Consider the following 16,843-nt stretch of genomic DNA (forward strand, 5'->3'; position numbering starts at 1 on the left):
ATTAAAACAGCTCAACATCACCTTCCACCGGCTTTTTATCGATTGTTCTAACATACTGATTTTCTTGCTCACATAGCGACTCATTATGCATAGCATTTAGCCTGCGAACCCGAGCTCGCCCATCAAAGGGATAGAAGATTACCTTGCGAGGAAAAACATCACCTATATCCTGAGAAATAACTTTAAACCCCTCAGTATAAATGTAGTCAAATACAAAACCTATGTTATACCAACCAATATTGGTCATAGAGCTCATTATACGACCGCCACCAAATACCTTGAATTCTAAGCGGTCACGCTTAGCGCCTGCACGCAACAAGCTATTTACCATGTTTTCCATAGCATAGTTGCCATATCTGTTGGCATCTGAGAGTTCAAAATCACGACTTGCAGAAGATTTGTCCATTGGTAACATAAAGTGGTTCATACCACCGAGTTTAGCAACGGGATCATGAACGCAAGCCGCGATACATGATCCTAGTACCGTCTCTATTCTTTCTTGCTGCTGAGTAACATAAAACTCGCCAGGCAAAATTTTGACTGTTGCAATCCCTTCTGCAGGATCGATACTTTTTTGCATAGTTTCTTTTTTAATCTCAAGTGATTCTTTAAAACTAGAATAACAAATTAACCTTTTATTCATTCTAGTATATTTAACCAACAATTAGCTATTATTTTAACTTCTTAGCTGCACGGCGTTGCTTAAAAAAATTAGACAGCAGCGCGGAGGCCTGCTCTGCACAAACGCCATTGACCACTTGATATTGATGATTAAGAAAATCACTTGCGGCTAAGTTAATTCGTGAGCCGACCGCACCCGATTTAGGATCCGTTGCGCCATAAACCAAGCGGGCGATTCTGGCATGCACCATGGCTGTTGCACACATAGCACAAGGTTCAAGCGTGACATAAAAAGAAACACCAGGTAATCGATAATTTTGTAAGGTTATTCCTGCGTGACGCAACGCCATGATTTCAGCATGCGCAGTAGGGTCATGAGTCAAAATAGACTGATTGAAACCCACGCCTACACACTGCTGTTCCAGCACAACCAACGCACCAACAGGCACTTCGCCCTGTTGTTGCGCATAATCGGCCAGCGCCAAAGCTTGCTGCATCCAAAACACATCCTGCTCTGCCTGAACCAGGCCTGGTGGACAGACAAGCCCCACCAGATCCTGCGGATTGTAAAACTCTACTCCCATTCAATCGTAGCAGGTGGTTTGCTGGAAATATCATAGGTCACCCGCGAGATACGCGGGATTTCATTTATAATCCGATTCGACACTTTTTCAAGAAAGTCATAGGGCAAGTGCGCCCAACGTGCGGTCATAAAGTCAATGGTTTCAACTGCACGCAAACTGACCACATAATCATAACGACGCGCATCACCTACAACACCGACCGACTTGACCGGCAAAAACACGGTAAAGGCTTGTGAGGTTTTGTTGTACAAATCAGCTTTACGCAGTTCTTCGATAAAAATATGGTCAGCCAGACGCAAAATATCGGCGTATTCTTTTTTCACTTCACCCAAAATACGCACCCCCAGGCCTGGTCCTGGGAAAGGATGACGATAAACCATATCGGCGGGCAAGCCTAATTCCACACCTAGCTTACGCACCTCATCCTTAAACAACTCTCGCAAGGGTTCCAGCAGTTTAAGCTCCATATCTTCCGGTAAGCCACCGACATTGTGGTGCGATTTAATAACCTTCGCCTTGCCGGTTTTAGAACCTGCCGACTCAATCACATCAGGATAAATTGTGCCCTGCGCCAACCACTTAACATTGATTAACTTTGATGACTCTTCATCAAACACTTCAATAAAGGTATGACCAATAATTTTGCGTTTCTTTTCTGGGTCGGCCTCACCAGCCAGTTTGTCCATAAAACGTTGTTCGGCATCGACTCGGATCACTTTGACCCCCATGTTTTGTGCAAACATCGCCATCACCTGATCACCTTCTTGGTGACGCAATAAACCATGGTCAACAAATACACAGGTTAGCTGATCACCAATCGCCTTGTGCAACAAAGCCGCCACCACTGAAGAATCTACCCCGCCTGACAAACCAAGCAACACTTCATCGCTACCGACCTGTTCACGAATGCGCTCAATCGAGTCTTCAACAATATTGGCAGTAGTCCAAAGCTTTTCACACCCACAAATCTGTGACACAAAGCGCTCTAGAATCCGCAAGCCTTGCTTGGTGTGGGTCACTTCAGGATGAAACTGAATGCCATAAAAACGTCTCGCTTCATCGGCCATGCCCGCGACAGGACAACTCTCAGTGCTGGCCATTAATTTAAAGCCTTCCGGTATTTGGTCAACACGATCGCCATGTGACATCCAAACATCTAACAAACCATGACCTTGGGCATTAACATGATCTTCGATATCAAGAAACAATTTGGTGTGACCATGCGCACGCACTTGAGCATAACCGTATTCATGTTCCGCGGCATTAATTACCTGACCACCCAACTGCTGCGCCATGGTTTGCATGCCATAACAAATACCCAATACAGGCACACCTAGTTCAAATACCAGGCCTGGTGCTTTTGGCGCATCATCGCCAATTACCGTTTCTGGACCGCCAGATAAAATAATGCCCTTAGCACCAAAATCCTGAATAAACTGCGGATCGACATCCCAGGGTTCAATCTCACAATAAACCCCAATTTCACGAATGCGTCGTGCAATCAACTGGGTATATTGCGAACCAAAATCAAGAATAAGAATACGGTGGTCATGAATAGAGTGCTGCGTCATAGGTCTTCCAAATATAAAAAGTAACGCCGAACTGATAGAACATCAAATCGACTATTAAAGCGTGTGATTAGACACGGTAGTTAGGTGCTTCTTTAGTGATCATAACATCATGCACATGACTTTCGACCATTCCCGCATTGGTTACTCTCACAAACCAAGGCTTCTCGTTCATTTCTTTGATATCTTTGCACCCTGTATAACCCATGCTTGAACGGACACCACCAACTAGCTGATGAATAATAGGTGACAAGGGCCCTTTGTAAGGTACACGACCCTCGATACCCTCTGGCACTAACTTATCTTCCGCATTGGATGACTGAAAATAGCGATCACTTGAACCCTGTTTCTGAGACATGGCGCCCAGTGAACCCATACCACGGTAGGCTTTGTATGCTCGACCTTGAAAATACTCCACCTCACCTGGCGACTCTTCTGTGCCCGCAAACATACTACCTAACATAATAGCAGATGCGCCCGCAACTAAGGCTTTTGCCACGTCGCCAGAAAAGCGAATGCCACCGTCTGCAATAAGTGGCACGCCACTGCCCTGTAATGCTTTGGCAACATTTGAAATTGCTGAAATTTGTGGTACACCCACGCCAGCCACAATACGTGTAGTACAAATCGAACCTGGACCGATACCAACCTTCACCGCATCCGCACCGGCTTTAACTAAGTCCAATGCTGCTTCAGCAGTCGCAATATTGCCACCGATTACATCCACTTCAGGAAACATTTGCTTAACCCAAGCCACACGATCCAATACGCCCTGCGAATGACCATGAGCGGTGTCGACTACGATCACATCCACACCCGCTTTAATAAGTGCGCTAACCCGTTCTTCTGTATCGGCTCCTGTACCCACTGCCGCCCCAACCACCAGGCGTCCATTGGAATCCTTGGTCGCTAATGGGTGTTCATCAGACTTTAGGATGTCAATAACTGTGATCATCCCCTTCAAGTCAAAATTATCATTCACCACCAATACACGTTCTATTCGATGCTCGTGAAGCAAATCGAGTACCTTTTCACGATCGAACTTCTCTGGCACGGTAACCAACTTGTCTTTAGGGGTCATCACAGTATGAATCGGCAAACTATAATCAGTCAAAAATCTCAAATCTCGTCCCGTGACCAAACCTACCAGACGACCTTGATCCATAACTGGGACGCTAGAAATATTATTTTCTTCAGTAATTCTAACCACATCTGCCACCGTCGCGGTTACTTCGACACAAATTGGGTCAAGAATGACGCCGTGTTCATACTTTTTGACTTTACTAACTTCAGCCGCCTGCTCGTCAATAGTCATATTCTTATGAATGATACCTATACCCCCTTCCTGCGCTAACGAAATCGCCAAACGTGCTTCAGTAACAGTATCCATTGCAGAGGAAACAAAGGGAATATTCAAACTAATGTTGCGCGTTAACTGTGTTTTTAAAGACACATCCTTAGGTAGCACCGTGGAGTGGGCTGGCACTAATAACACATCATCGAAGGTTAACGCTTCTTGTAAAACTCTCACTTTTACCACCTTGTAAATATTTATGGGTCGATTAGATTTTTCATTGCTAAGTCAGTTTTCATACCTAAAACCTTCACAGCGCCTTTATTTTCAACACTTTAGCAACAATAAAACATATCAGACCACTATTTTAAGTCACATATCTCTAGAATTTAGTCTATTATAAAGTTTGACAGCCATGGGGTAAACTGAATAACTTATAGCTTGTTACGAAAATAACAAAAAATGTTGCTTCGTACTTTTGCTTTTTGGTTGATTCTATTACAATCTTAAACGTCTAAAGACAAATAAAATAAAAGCTCAATACCTTTGGAGGAGTTCATGAAAAAAATACTAGTTGGTGCAACGGTTCTTGCAACCCTATCTTTGGCAGCCTGTAATCACAACCAAGCTATGCCTACAGACAATTATGCAGCGCTTGTTGCGGAAGCAAAAGAAAAACAAGCTAAATCACACGAGCTTGGTAACGTATGGCAACAACGTAACATGAGATTGCCTTATGTTGATCATTACCTAGCAGAAGCAGAAAAAGCGCGTCAAGAGTCCATTCGCCTTGCAAAAGAAGCAGTTAAATCAGCTAATGCACAGATTGCACAATCTAAGTATGCTGCGGATCTTCGTCCTGGTTGGTACAGTGACCGAGATTAATTTGCACAATTAATCAAACAAAAGCCAGCTCATGCTGGCTTTTTTATCCTCGCCACTTAATTAAATTTTGTCACTTACCCTTTAAGTAATCTACATCACTAAAAGTAGCCACCCACTCTGGCTTCATCACCACCAGCGCAGCCATGATAAACCCATTTAAAAAAGCTTCCGGTGCAGCAACTAATGGGATAAACGGAAAGAAGTTGTAAGCAAGATAATCAGCGCTGTACGCACCCCCAAACAATAAAATCAACCCCGCCACAACTAACGCAACCAGTGCGCCCACACCACCTGCTAAAAAACCATTCAAAAATATATAAACGAAAAAGTTTCGATCCAAAAATCGATATGCCAATTTATACAACCACCAGGTAATCATAATAGGTATCCAACCCATAATAAGTGCATTAAGGCCAAACATCGTCCAACCTGCATCGCCGTTAAAGGTTAGTACCAGTAGTGCCAAAGTCATCGCTAGAATGGCAAACTGCGGCCCAAACATTAGGGTAAATACCGTCATCAATAAAAAATGAAAACTGATACCCGGGTTAATACTTGCGCTTAGCTGCCACAACACAACAATTACGAGCACTGCACCTAAAAATACACTTTGGGCAGCAACATCGCCTTTTATCTTCGCCCAAGGCGCGGTAAAGACGGCCCACCCCAGCATAAGTATGAAAGCCACTGCACCAAAGATTGCCCATCCATTTCCAAGCAAACCGTCCGTTAAATTCATAGCTGTCCTTTATATCTATATTCTTATCCGTATAATAACGCTTTTATAAACAGGCTTGTTAAGATGCATAAAACAAAAATTATTTTTGCGCTTTTGTATGATCTTTTACTGCTTCTAGCTGTTTGGTTTTTTGTTGCCATCCCATTTGTATTGTGGCAAGGAGAAAACATCCAAACCAGTCCCGCAACCTTGTTTGCATTCCAAGTCTATTTAATAGGCACCACCTATATTTATCTAAGTTACTTTTGGTTACAAACCGGACAAACCCCCGGACTTCGAACCTGGCGGTTACAGTTAATTAGAACAGATGGATACATCCTGACCCGCCGAGATTCCTATGTCAGATTTTTATTCAGCTTAATTTCTGTTGCCACACTTGGACTAGGTTGGCTCTGGGTATTATTTAACAACCGCCATCAAAGTCTTCACGACATGATGTCACACACACAAATCATTGCCGTTAAAAACACCCCACAGAACTAAATACCAGGATTCCCCATGACACAAAACACGCTTGTCATTCACACACCTCGACTTACTGAAACACAACAAACCACCTTAATCGATTCCTTTGGGGAACCCGTTCAAAAAAACAACCATTGGCGAATAGCAACCGACTCTGAGGTCAACCAAGAACAACTCATCAAGCTTCGAAACAGCTTACAGCTGGATATCAATATCTTACCAACAGCGTTTAACCCTAACGCAACTAAACTGGTTATTAGCGATATGGATTCAACGCTTATTGGCATTGAATGTATTGATGAAATTGCCGATATGTTCAACATCAAACCTCAGGTAGCCGCTATTACAGAAGCCGCAATGCGTGGCGAACTGAACTTTGAACAGTCGCTAACGCAGCGTGTTGCACTCTTATCAGGGCTTGATGAGCAGGCACTCGACCGTGTTTACAATCAACGACTAACCTTAAACCCGGGAGCAGAAGCTTGGATAACAGGCTTAAAAAGCCGTGACATTAAATTTGCACTCGTATCAGGCGGCTTTGATGTTTTCACCTCAAGACTGCAAAAACGCTTAGAACTTGATTTTAGTCGCGCCAATAAGCTCGCCATAGAGCAAGGTGTATTAACCGGCTCAGTCATCGGCTCCATTATCGGTGCGCAAGCTAAAGCTGATTTTTTACATGAACTATGTCAAAAACTCGCTATCACACCTGAGCAGGTGATTGCGATTGGTGATGGTGCTAATGATTTATTAATGATGCAAGCAGCAGGCCTGAGTGTCGCGTTCCGTGCCAAGCCTACTGTTCAGGCCAAGGCTAACTGTGTGCTAAATTATAGTGGACTAGATGCCATGCTAGATTTACTTGAATAACCTACTATATATTGGCAATAAAAAAGCGGGCATATCCCGCTTTTTTATTGCTTAAGATAATCCTGGCGTTAAGCATTAAAACAGATTAGCTTCAAACTCCTGATAGGCCTCACTCACAAAACGACCAAAGGTCGTGTCATAGCCCGGCCAGTTTTTAGCTTCATTAACCATAAATGGATGCTCGTCTAGTTTTGGACGTATCTCAAAGTCCGACAAACCTTCATCATAGTATTTTTCAATTTCTGAATAGATAACCTCAAAGAATTCACGCTGTAAACGGGGCAAATCTTTACCTTCATGATCACCATGACCCGGGATAAACACATCAATATCCATTGCTTCCATTTGTTTCATTGCTTCGATAGTACCTAAGAAAGTACCATCAGAAATATTAGCCACACGCCGCATCGCCATATCACCAATAAACAAGGTTTTTTCTTCAACGACTTCCACAGCTAAATCCGAATCGGTATGAACATGCCCCATAAAGTGGATCTTAATGGTAGTATCGCCCATCTGAATAGTTTCACTACCTTCCAAGGTTTTAGTAGGCGGTGTAACAACCGTACCAGCGGTAGCATCATTGGTATTACGGCTCATGAAACCGGTCCATACAGCACCTGCCCCAGCTTTAACTTGATTAATCACATTCGGATGCGAATAAATTTCTACATCAGGGTAGGCGTCAACAAAGGCATGATTGCCTAACCAATGGTCGCCATGAATATGTGTGTTAATAATTTTGGTAACAGGCTTATCGGTCACCGTTTTAATTTGACGGATCAACATTTCACCAATCTGAACTGAACCACCCGTATCCACAACCAATACCCCTTCAGAGGTCACAACAAAGCCTGGATTGCTAAAAAAACCATAATTAGCCGGGCTCGGCTCAGGGTCAACGGCTAAAAAATAATAGCAACGCTCATTAACCTTGGTGATAGGAACATCAGGGACATCTGGGCCACGAACCTCCCAATTATCGCCTGCATAAAGGGGTTTAAGTACTGAAAAACTGGCTAGACCGGCACCAATACCCATAGCTGACTTAAATAGATCACGACGCTTCATATTCGTCTTCATTTCACATCCTCTTTTAAATGCTTATATTTAAAGGTTAACAGGTTAAGTTTACCTTAGTTAATTACAAAAAACCAAGGCACAATTTTCACGGTAAAACCTAAACAAAATTTAATAATAATTTTCATTATCGTTTGACATCGAAAAAATTCATCGTCATACTATTTCAAAAACTAACCCATTAAAGCAAAGTATTTATGAACAATATTCACCTTTACCTCGACCTTACCTTTTTTACGATTCTTGGTTTGATGATGTTTATCGCGCTTTGGATTACCTTTGAACGTTTGTTTTTATTTAAACGCATCAACATTGAAAGCTATGCGCATATTGAACTGCTCAATATCGACATTACTAAAAACCTGACCACCCTTTCGACCATTGGTGCCAATGCGCCCTATGTTGGTCTATTAGGCACGGTCATTGGCATCCTTATTACCTTTTATGAAATTGGGATGAATGACAGCCTAGAAACCTCTGTTATAATGACGGGCTTGGCGCTGGCGTTAAAATTGACCGCTGCCGGTATCGCCGTGGCCATTCCCGCTTTGATGTTTTATAACGGCCTGCTGCGTAAAGTCGAAGAACTGCAAGCCAAATACCGTGTTTATCAGGACCTATCACCTCAAGCCCAGACACTAAACAAGGATTAAGCCATGAAACGCTTTGATTCGATGAATGTCATCCCGCTGATTGATGTGATGTTGGTTTTACTGGCGATTGTACTGTTAACGGCTTCGTTTATTGTGCATGACAAAATCGATATTAAATTGCCACAAACTGAAAATACCGCCAGTTTTAATCCTGAAGACCGCGAAAAATTAAATCTATCGCTTGATAATAGCGGCCAACTTTATTGGGACGGTGAACCGATTCAAACGGATGGATTAAACCAAAAAATGGCACAATTAGATCGCAATACCCTTATTCAACTTCGCGTTGACCAGGCTGTTGAGTTTCATTTTTTTGTTACTTTGATGGATATTGTTAAAAAATATCAACATGACAATATCACCATTCTGACGGAACGCAAAAGCTAATGTTGCGCTCGGACTCCGGCAAAGGATTTATCCTTGCATTCACTATTTATTTCTCTATCGCCATTGCGCTAGCCGCTTGGTTTTGGCAAAGACCCGCTGAGCCACCCGCCACGCCAGAACGCGCTGTGCCCGTTACCCTAGCCATGTTCGCGCCGCCGCCAGAACCTGAGCCGATGCCAGAACCTGAGCCAATTCCAGAACCTGAGCCAATTCCAGAACCTGAGCCAATTCCAGAACCTGAGCCAATGCCAGAACCTGAGCCAATGCCAGAACCTGAGCCAATGCCAGAACCTGAGCCAATGCCAGAACCTGAGCCAATGCCAGAGCCTGAGCCAATGCCAGAGCCTGAACCGATGCCAGAACCTGAGCCGATGCCAGAGCCTGAACCAATGCCAGAGCCTGAGCCAATTCCAGAGCCTGAACCGATTCCGGAGCCTGAGCCTGTGCAGGAAGCCATCCAAGAGCAGCCTATTGTCGAACAGGTCTCCGAACCGATCATTCAAGAACCACAAATAAGCCAACAACAAATTGAAGCGGTTGAACAACGTTATCTAAACGAACTCAGCAACACGCTCATTCGTCATGCGCAAGAAAGCTACCCGCTTATGGCGCAGCGCCGTCGCTTGGAAGGCCAAGTCACCGTAACCTTCACCCTACTGCCTGATGGGCGGATGATCGACATCGAAATCATCGATTCATCGGGTCGTCGGATTTTAGATGATGCCGCCATGAGTATTTTTATCGACCGAATGCAACGACGTTTTATGGCTTTTCCGCCTGAAATAACACGCGATCGCTGGACACACAGCGTACCGATTGAATACAAATTGCGCTAAAATATCGAACTTTAGATTATAAAACTTCGAGAACAGCATGAGTAAACCGATATTGTTTAGCGGCATTCAGCCATCCGGCGATTTGATGATTGGCAATTACATTGGCTCAATAAAAAATTGGGTGAAGCTACAAGATGACTATCAATGCCTGTTTTCACTGGTCAATATGCACGCTATTACTGTCGAGCAAAATCCACAAGACCTCATTAAACGTAGCCTTGACTTTGTAGCACTGTACCTCGCCTCTGGCATCGACCCGCAAAAAAGTACCGTATTTATTCAATCACAAGTACCGGAGCACGCTGAACTTGCCTGGATTCTGAATTGCGCAACCTATATGGGTGAACTCAATCGCATGACGCAATTTAAAGATAAATCACAAAAACACGAACACAATATTAATGCGGGGTTATTTAATTATCCTGTACTCATGGCGGCTGATATTCTGCTTTATCAAACGGAACTGGTACCCGTCGGTGCCGATCAAAAACAGCATTTAGAACTCACGCGTGACCTCGCCCATCGCTACAATAACCGTTTTGGTCGAGACATTTTTAAAGTGCCCGAACCCTTTATTGCGCCAGCAACCTCAGGCGGCCGAATTATGAGTTTACAAGACCCGACCAGCAAAATGTCGAAATCCGACGACAATAAAAATAACTTTATTGCCCTGCTCGACGATCCCAAGACCATTCTAAAAAAATGTAAAAAAGCAGTCACCGACTCCGGTGATGTCATTGAATATGATCTTGAAAATAAACCCGGAGTGTCAAACCTACTCACCATCTATTCGGTGATTAGTGGCCAAACAATTGAACAGGTGGTTAAACACTTTGAAGGCAAAATGTATGGCCATTTAAAAGTTGAACTTGGTGAACTGATCGTCGATTACCTTACCCCGATTCAACAGCGTTTTCACCAAATCCGCGAAGATGAAACCGCACTAAACGCCATTTTAAAACAAGGCGCAGACAACGCACGCGCGCAAGCACAAAAAACGCTTCACGATGTTCAACAAACCATTGGCTTTGTTTTGCCTTGAACATAAAAATGTCATTAAGAATAAGAACAGCAGTAATCGGTGACTGATTTTACTTTAATTCCGAACTTAGCATTGGCTGGCACCTCAAAAGACTCACCGGCTTTGATCGTCTGCCAAGCACTTGACCCAGGCAACAACACCTCGACTTCACCCGCCATAATTTCCATTAACTCATCTTCATCCGTACCAAACTCATAGTCACCCGGCATCATAATCCCTAGGGTTTTGCGCGAACCATCCGCAAATTTAACAACACGACTGGTTACCTTGCCATCAAAATAAATATTGGCGGCTTTAATTACGGTGACATTATCAAATTGACTCATTCAGTTTTCCTTGTTAAAAGGTTATCAGTTAAAAAATTAAAAGTTAGATATTTCAAGTACGAACATGATCAGCACCAATCAATTCAATCGGGTAGCCGTCAGGATCTTCAATAAACGCAATAATCGTTGTGCCGGCATTCATGGGACCGGCCTCGCGCAGAATTTTAGCACCCTTCGCTTTGGCCGTGGCGGCCGCTTCATAGACATCCGGTACTTCTAGCGCAATATGACCATAAGCGGTGCCCATTTCATATTCACTGACACCCCAGTTATAGGTTAATTCTAATACCGTGTGGTCTGATTCGTCGCCATAACCTAAAAATGCGAGGGTAAACTCGCCTTTTGGATAGTCCTTTTGTCGCAACAACGACATCCCCATTACTTGGGTATAAAAATCAATTGAGCGTTGTAAATCACCGACTCGTAACATAGTATGCAACATTCGCATCTGTAATCCTCCTGGGTTGATAATTAAATTTAGTCTAAGTCTCACCTTAAACCTGTAAACGTCTTAGTCCAAACCACGCAATTATGATGGCCAATAACACCGCTAGCGACGATAGCATATAGGATAACAAGGCGCCACCGATTGACCAGGTAAGCCCGGCGACTAGCGCACCCATTGCGCCTCCCAAGCCTTGACTGGTCGCCGCATAAACCGCTTGACCACGACTACGTAACGCACCATTAAACAGACTGTCTATTAAATGCAGTGCTACAGCATGGTATAAGCCAAAGCTCGCCGCATGAAATAATTGTGCGACCAATAAGGCACTCAGGCTTTCGACACCCCATAAACTTAACTGCCACCTAAGCAAGGTTAAACCTAAGCTACACATGAGTAATAGCATAATAGAAAGATGGCGCAACAGCCATCCCATAGCTAAAAATACAAAGATTTCAGCCACGACGCCTAGCGTCCATAAGCCTGCAATGGTCTGAGTAGAGTAGCCGTATTCACTTAAATGAATGGAGAAAAAATTATAGTAGGTGCCATGGGAAAACTGAATCAAAAAACTGACTGTAAGCAAGGCCAACACGACGGGCGATAACAACACCGGCCAAAGCGATGTCTTAGCGGTATTGGCTTGCTGACCAGCCGAATCTGGCTGATCCACCAGCGTAAAGGTTACCAAACTTAGCAACAGAAACAACGCTAAAATAACCCAAGGAAAACCCGCCAGCCCCCAATGACTAAACAGCCAACCTAACAGCAACACCGCCGCAATAAAACCTAATGAACCCCACAACCTAATCTTGCCATAGTCTACTTTTTTAGTGCCTAGTTGGCTAAAGGTGTAGGCTTCAAATAAGGGCAAACCGCCGTGCCAAAAGAAACTAAACAACAGCACGACCAATAACAACGACCAAAAATCTGCTGCCCATAGCAGGCCTGCTGCCGTAAGGGTCGCTAGTGCCATCGCAATACGAATCCAGAGCATCATTTTGCCGGAATGATCAGCTAACCAACCCCAAAAATAAGGCGCAATAATCTTGGTGCCAATCAGCGCCGCCATCACTTGACCGATTTCTAATGCATTGAGCCCCAACCCCTGCATGTAAAGGCCAAAAAAGGGTAAAAAGGTACCAAACAAGGTGAAATAAAAAAAGTAGTACAACGACAAACGCCGACGAGGAATCCCTGTCGGCGTAGCTAGGTTAGACGGGTGAGCAACCCGCTCAGGTTGATTTGGCAAGTTTAGATAAATCCATAACGGGCGGCACGACATCGGCATTCTGCGCTCGATGACGCATAAAATGATCCAACAGCACAATCGCCATTTGTGCCTCAGCAATCGGGGTAGCCCGAATCCCCACACAGGGGTCATGCCGCCCCTTAGTAATCATATCCACCGCTTCGCCGTGCATATTGATACTCTTACCTGGCACCGTCACACTCGAGGTCGGTTTTAACGCGATATGAGCAATAATATCTTGACCGGATGAAATCCCGCCCACTATGCCGCCAGCATGATTCGATAAAAACCCTTGCTCTGGCGACATTTCATCACGATGTTCGGTCCCCTTTTGATTAACCACAGCAAAGCCATCGCCAATTTCAACGCCTTTAACAGCATTAATGCTCATCAGTGCATGAGCTAAATCGGCATCTAAACGATCAAACACAGGCTCACCTAATCCAACTGGCACGCCAGAGGCCACGATGGTAATTTTCGCACCGATTGAATCACCGGTTTTTTTCAACGCGGTCATATACGCCTCCATCTCGGCAATTTTATTAACATCAGGGCAAAAGAATGGATTGGTATCAATAACATTAAAATCAACCTGTTCAATACTTACTGGCCCAAGCTGTGATAAATAACCTCTAACCTCTACCCCTAACCGCTCACGCAGATATTTTTTTGCAATTGCGCCCGCTGCCACACGCATAGCCGTTTCGCGCGCAGAAGAACGCCCACCGCCACGGTAATCACGCAGACCATATTTTTGGGTATAGGTATAGTCGGCATGCGCTGGACGAAACACTTCAGCAATTTTGGAGTAGTCTTGCGAACGCTGGTCAGTGTTTTCAATTAATAACCCAATCGGTGTGCCAGTAGTCACCCCTTCAAAAACCCCCGAGAGAATTTTGGCTTGATCGGGTTCACGTCGTGCCGTGGTGAATTTAGAGGTCCCCGGTTTGCGTCGATCCAACTCCTGTTGAATATCTGCCTCAGTGAGTGGCAGGCCTGGTGGACAACCGTCTACAACACACCCTAATGCAATACCGTGACTTTCACCAAATGTGGTCACACGAAATACTTGTCCGAGGCTATTACCGGCCATCTATGCTTCTCTCTATCATTAATATTAAAAACTAAAAAAATAACCACGATACTCATCTAAACGACGATTATCTTGCTGGGTTTGAGTAGGCTGACTCGACGCATCTTGCCAAGATTTAAGCGGCAACCGCCCATTCAAGGGTTGTATAGGACGCGCATTACGGCCAAGTAGGTTTTGGAAGCCCAATAACTGCCGAATCGACGCTTCGATCGGCTCACGCATCACCACCCATATCACGCCTTCTTCACAGGGTGGCTGGGTCTGAGAGCCTAAATAACGAAAATAATCTTGCGAGTCTGGCCATAGATTACGCGGCTGAAAAGGCACGCCTTCATAGATTCGCAGACGATCTGCTTCGCGGGGTAAATGGTTTAAGACTTGTTCCAACTGAGCATGACTATCACCCTCTCTAACTAGCACACTCACGACTAATGCTTGGCCATGGCTATCTCGATGATGAAACTGAATTTCAAGCGGATAGTCAAAACCATCTAACTGATGTTCACTTGGCGTTTTAAACTGCACTTCAATTAACTGATAAGCGACGCCCGCTTTTACTAGCGGACTACCAAGGGGAATGGAGCTGATTAGACTTGTTGTTGATTTTTGAAGACGTAAAGGCATCGCACGATAATCAGTGCTGAGATCACTCAAACCCGGCGCACTAACGGCTTGATCTGCTATAATATTTACCGGTGACTGTACTCGCCCATGCTTACATACTCTAAATGTATTATGCAAATCGCCCCAGGCTTTTGGTCCTGAATCACCTTGGTAGCTCCAGCTGGGCACGGACTTATCTTGCTCTGTTTTATCAGTGGCGGCCGTTAGCGCTTCACCCGTCTGCTCAGCATTTTCAGCTTGTTCACTAGGGTTGTTTTCTTGTACAGTCTGTCGCGCGTTATTAGTCGATTCAGCCGAACCAGTTGGCTCTTCAGCAACCAATTCAGGATTCTGAGCTTGAAAAGCCTCAAACTCGGACTCCAGATCAAGCAAGTTGGCATAAGAAGACATCGCATAAAACAAAATGCATGGCCCCAACGCCCCAGAAAGCAGCCATTGCTTTAGCCCCATAACTTGTATGCTCCTATGCCGTATTCACAATGCAAAACCTAATCGACCTCTGCCAATCGCGCTTGCAAAATATCGTCAAAAAGAATCAGCTCTTCACGACTGATTGCAAAGACGCCCTCACCACCATGTTCAAAGTCAAACCAATATAAGGGCAACTCTTCGTACACTTGTTCAACAAAGTATTGACTGACCCCTACCTCAACAACCAGCACCCCTTTGTCAGTTAGATGATCGGCTGCATGAGCGAGAATGCGGCGAACTAAGTCTAAACCATCAACACCTGCCGCCAACCCTAATGCCGGCTCTGCTTGATACTCAGGTGGCAAGGCAGCCATTTCAATCGCGTCTACATAAGGCGGGTTTGATAAAATCAAATCATATTTTTTCCCTTCCAACGCAGCAAACAAGTCAGATTCAATGGTACGAACTTGGCCCTCTAGTGCATAGCGCGCTATATTTTTTTGAGCGACCTCCAATGCCTTGGCCGAGATATCAACTAAATCAACCTGTGCGTTATCAAATGCTTGCAAAGATGCAATACCGATGCACCCTGAACCCGTACACAAGTCTAATACCTGCTCAACTTCAGACGCTACTACCCAACCGTGGAAGCCTTTTTCAATCAATTCGGCAATGGGTGAACGAGGCACTAGCGTATGTTCATTAACATAAAAATCCAACCCTGCAAAACGTGCTTGTCCAGTCAAATACGCAGCAGGCTGACGTGTTTCAATTCGTTGACGATATAGCTCTGTTAATTCATGGCGCTCAGTATGAGTAAGGCGAGCACTGAGGTAATGATCAACTCGATCTGTAGGAATCATCAGCTTATGGCATGTCAAAATCAATGCTTCGTCAAACGCATTATCAGTGCCATGGCCAAAAACAAGGTTTGCTTGGGAAAACAGTGCCGCCCCCCAGCGTACAAAATCTATCACACTTTCTAAGCCATCATGTTGATAGTTAAGGCCCGTATAAAGGGCAGCAACTTTATTCATCTGAAGTCCGCTTTGCATGTTTAGGTCTAAAAGACTGCACTCGATCCGCATGCGTCGTTATAAATGGCCCCTCTATCAAGTCAATACAATAAGGCACCGCAGGGAAGACCGCATCTAAGCACTCTGCAATAGCCGAAGGCTTGCCTGGCAAATTTATGATCAAGGTTTGGTTACGAATAACAGCCACCTGACGCGATAAGATTGCCGTCGGTACATACTGCAAGGACACCGCACGCATTTGTTCCGCAAACCCATCTAAAACTTTGTCCGCTACAGCCAAAGTGGCCTCTGGTGTAACATCACGTTTAGCCGGGCCCGTTCCGCCAGTTGTAAGAATTAAGCAACAGCCTTCCTCATCGGATAATGTCGTTAATGTTTGCTCAATTGTAGCCTGCTCATCTGCAATGATATGTTTGGATGCTTGCCAAGGACAGCTTAGTGCACTAGTTAACCAATCAAACATGGCAGGGCCACCAAGGTCTTCATACACGCCCGAGCTAGCACGATCCGATATAGTCACGAGCCCAATTTTAATCATTTGCATGACAACCTCTTGAAATTTGAACTTTATGTCGCCATATCATACCTTAATTATAACGAGATATTAAATACTGATACTAAGGACGCTATG

Annotated in this window: 20 protein-coding genes; 7 read left to right on the plus strand and 13 right to left on the minus strand. The window is 44.5% G+C overall.

Annotation, left to right across the window (positions count from 1 at the left end):
- Position 1: 1 nt before the first annotated feature.
- From cheD to guaB, 4 genes are all read right to left on the minus strand, one after another.
- Positions 2-643: a chemoreceptor glutamine deamidase CheD gene (gene cheD / locus BM293_RS07675; protein WP_234968942.1), complete on the minus strand. Its 642-nt coding sequence runs from the start codon at positions 641-643 to the stop codon at positions 2-4.
- Between the two features lie 28 nt (positions 644-671).
- Positions 672-1,205 (minus strand): tRNA adenosine(34) deaminase TadA, encoded by a 534-nt coding sequence (gene tadA, locus BM293_RS07680; protein ID WP_200770617.1) that lies wholly within the window; start codon positions 1,203-1,205, stop codon positions 672-674.
- A complete protein-coding gene (gene guaA, locus BM293_RS07685; RefSeq protein ID WP_093448164.1) occupies positions 1,196-2,776 on the minus strand; it encodes a glutamine-hydrolyzing GMP synthase in 1,581 nt (526 codons plus the stop codon). The genes tadA and guaA overlap by 10 nt, the downstream gene beginning before the upstream one ends.
- 67 nt (positions 2,777-2,843) lie before the next feature.
- The gene (guaB, locus tag BM293_RS07690) at positions 2,844-4,304 is read right to left on the minus strand and encodes an IMP dehydrogenase (RefSeq protein WP_093448165.1); all 1,461 of its coding nucleotides are present in this window, start codon (positions 4,302-4,304) and stop codon (positions 2,844-2,846) included.
- A gap of 321 nt (positions 4,305-4,625) precedes the next feature.
- Here guaB and BM293_RS07695 point away from each other — a divergent pair, with 321 nt between their 5' ends.
- Positions 4,626-4,952: a hypothetical protein gene (locus tag BM293_RS07695; protein ID WP_093448167.1), complete on the plus strand. Its 327-nt coding sequence runs from the start codon at positions 4,626-4,628 to the stop codon at positions 4,950-4,952.
- Between the two features lie 70 nt (positions 4,953-5,022).
- Here the strand turns inward: BM293_RS07695 and BM293_RS07700 are convergent, their stop codons facing one another.
- Positions 5,023-5,691, minus strand: coding sequence for an energy-coupling factor ABC transporter permease (locus BM293_RS07700; protein ID WP_093448169.1), 669 nt, complete (start codon positions 5,689-5,691; stop codon positions 5,023-5,025).
- A gap of 63 nt (positions 5,692-5,754) precedes the next feature.
- On the opposite strand from BM293_RS07700, the gene BM293_RS07705 reads away from it, so the two are divergent.
- Positions 5,755-6,174 carry an RDD family protein gene (locus BM293_RS07705; RefSeq protein WP_093448171.1) on the plus strand — a complete coding sequence of 140 codons (420 nt, stop codon included), beginning with the start codon at positions 5,755-5,757 and terminating at the stop codon, positions 6,172-6,174.
- A 15-nt stretch (positions 6,175-6,189) separates the two neighbouring features.
- Positions 6,190-7,026: a phosphoserine phosphatase SerB gene (gene serB, locus BM293_RS07710; RefSeq protein WP_093448172.1), complete on the plus strand. Its 837-nt coding sequence runs from the start codon at positions 6,190-6,192 to the stop codon at positions 7,024-7,026.
- 75 nt (positions 7,027-7,101) lie between these two features.
- On the opposite strand, the gene BM293_RS07715 is transcribed toward serB, so the two are convergent.
- Positions 7,102-8,109, minus strand: coding sequence for an MBL fold metallo-hydrolase (locus BM293_RS07715; protein ID WP_093448174.1), 1,008 nt, complete (start codon positions 8,107-8,109; stop codon positions 7,102-7,104).
- Between the two features lie 194 nt (positions 8,110-8,303).
- Between BM293_RS07715 and exbB the strand changes: the two genes are divergently transcribed.
- From exbB to trpS, 4 genes are read left to right on the plus strand one after another with little or no spacing between them, the layout of a single operon-like run.
- Complete coding sequence (gene exbB, locus BM293_RS07720) at positions 8,304-8,759, plus strand: TonB-system energizer ExbB (protein ID WP_093448175.1); 456 nt, start codon at positions 8,304-8,306, stop codon at positions 8,757-8,759.
- A gap of 3 nt (positions 8,760-8,762) precedes the next feature.
- A complete protein-coding gene (locus BM293_RS07725; RefSeq protein WP_093448177.1) occupies positions 8,763-9,146 on the plus strand; it encodes a biopolymer transporter ExbD in 384 nt (127 codons plus the stop codon).
- A complete protein-coding gene (locus BM293_RS07730; RefSeq protein ID WP_093448179.1) occupies positions 9,146-9,982 on the plus strand; it encodes an energy transducer TonB in 837 nt (278 codons plus the stop codon). Before BM293_RS07725 ends, BM293_RS07730 begins: the two co-directional genes overlap by 1 nt.
- 37 nt (positions 9,983-10,019) lie before the next feature.
- Entirely contained in the window at positions 10,020-11,024 is a 1,005-nt protein-coding gene (gene trpS, locus BM293_RS07735; protein ID WP_093448181.1) for a tryptophan--tRNA ligase, read from the plus strand.
- A 14-nt stretch (positions 11,025-11,038) separates the two neighbouring features.
- On the opposite strand, the gene BM293_RS07740 is transcribed toward trpS, so the two are convergent.
- The 7 genes from BM293_RS07740 to mog are packed head-to-tail and all read right to left on the minus strand — an operon-like array spanning position 11,039 to position 16,756.
- Positions 11,039-11,350, minus strand: a complete 312-nt coding sequence (locus tag BM293_RS07740; protein WP_093448182.1) for a pyrimidine/purine nucleoside phosphorylase — start codon at positions 11,348-11,350, stop codon at positions 11,039-11,041.
- 52 nt (positions 11,351-11,402) lie between these two features.
- A complete protein-coding gene (gene gloA, locus BM293_RS07745) occupies positions 11,403-11,798 on the minus strand; it encodes a lactoylglutathione lyase (RefSeq protein ID WP_093448184.1) in 396 nt (131 codons plus the stop codon).
- Between the two features lie 46 nt (positions 11,799-11,844).
- Positions 11,845-13,047, minus strand: coding sequence for an MFS transporter (locus BM293_RS07750; RefSeq protein ID WP_093448185.1), 1,203 nt, complete (start codon positions 13,045-13,047; stop codon positions 11,845-11,847).
- Positions 13,031-14,140, minus strand: coding sequence for a chorismate synthase (aroC, locus tag BM293_RS07755; RefSeq protein WP_093448187.1), 1,110 nt, complete (start codon positions 14,138-14,140; stop codon positions 13,031-13,033). Before aroC ends, BM293_RS07750 begins: the two co-directional genes overlap by 17 nt.
- 24 nt (positions 14,141-14,164) lie before the next feature.
- Entirely contained in the window at positions 14,165-15,214 is a 1,050-nt protein-coding gene (locus BM293_RS07760; protein ID WP_093448189.1) for a carbonic anhydrase, read from the minus strand.
- A gap of 38 nt (positions 15,215-15,252) precedes the next feature.
- Positions 15,253-16,212, minus strand: coding sequence for a 50S ribosomal protein L3 N(5)-glutamine methyltransferase (gene prmB / locus BM293_RS07765; protein ID WP_093448190.1), 960 nt, complete (start codon positions 16,210-16,212; stop codon positions 15,253-15,255).
- Entirely contained in the window at positions 16,205-16,756 is a 552-nt protein-coding gene (mog, locus tag BM293_RS07770) for a molybdopterin adenylyltransferase (protein WP_200770618.1), read from the minus strand. Before mog ends, prmB begins: the two co-directional genes overlap by 8 nt.
- Positions 16,757-16,843 lie beyond the last annotated feature (87 nt).

Origin of the sequence: Thiomicrospira sp. ALE5 (genome assembly GCF_900112445.1) — a bacterium.
In the GTDB taxonomy this organism is placed as follows: Bacteria; Pseudomonadota; Gammaproteobacteria; order Thiomicrospirales; family Thiomicrospiraceae; genus Thiomicrospira.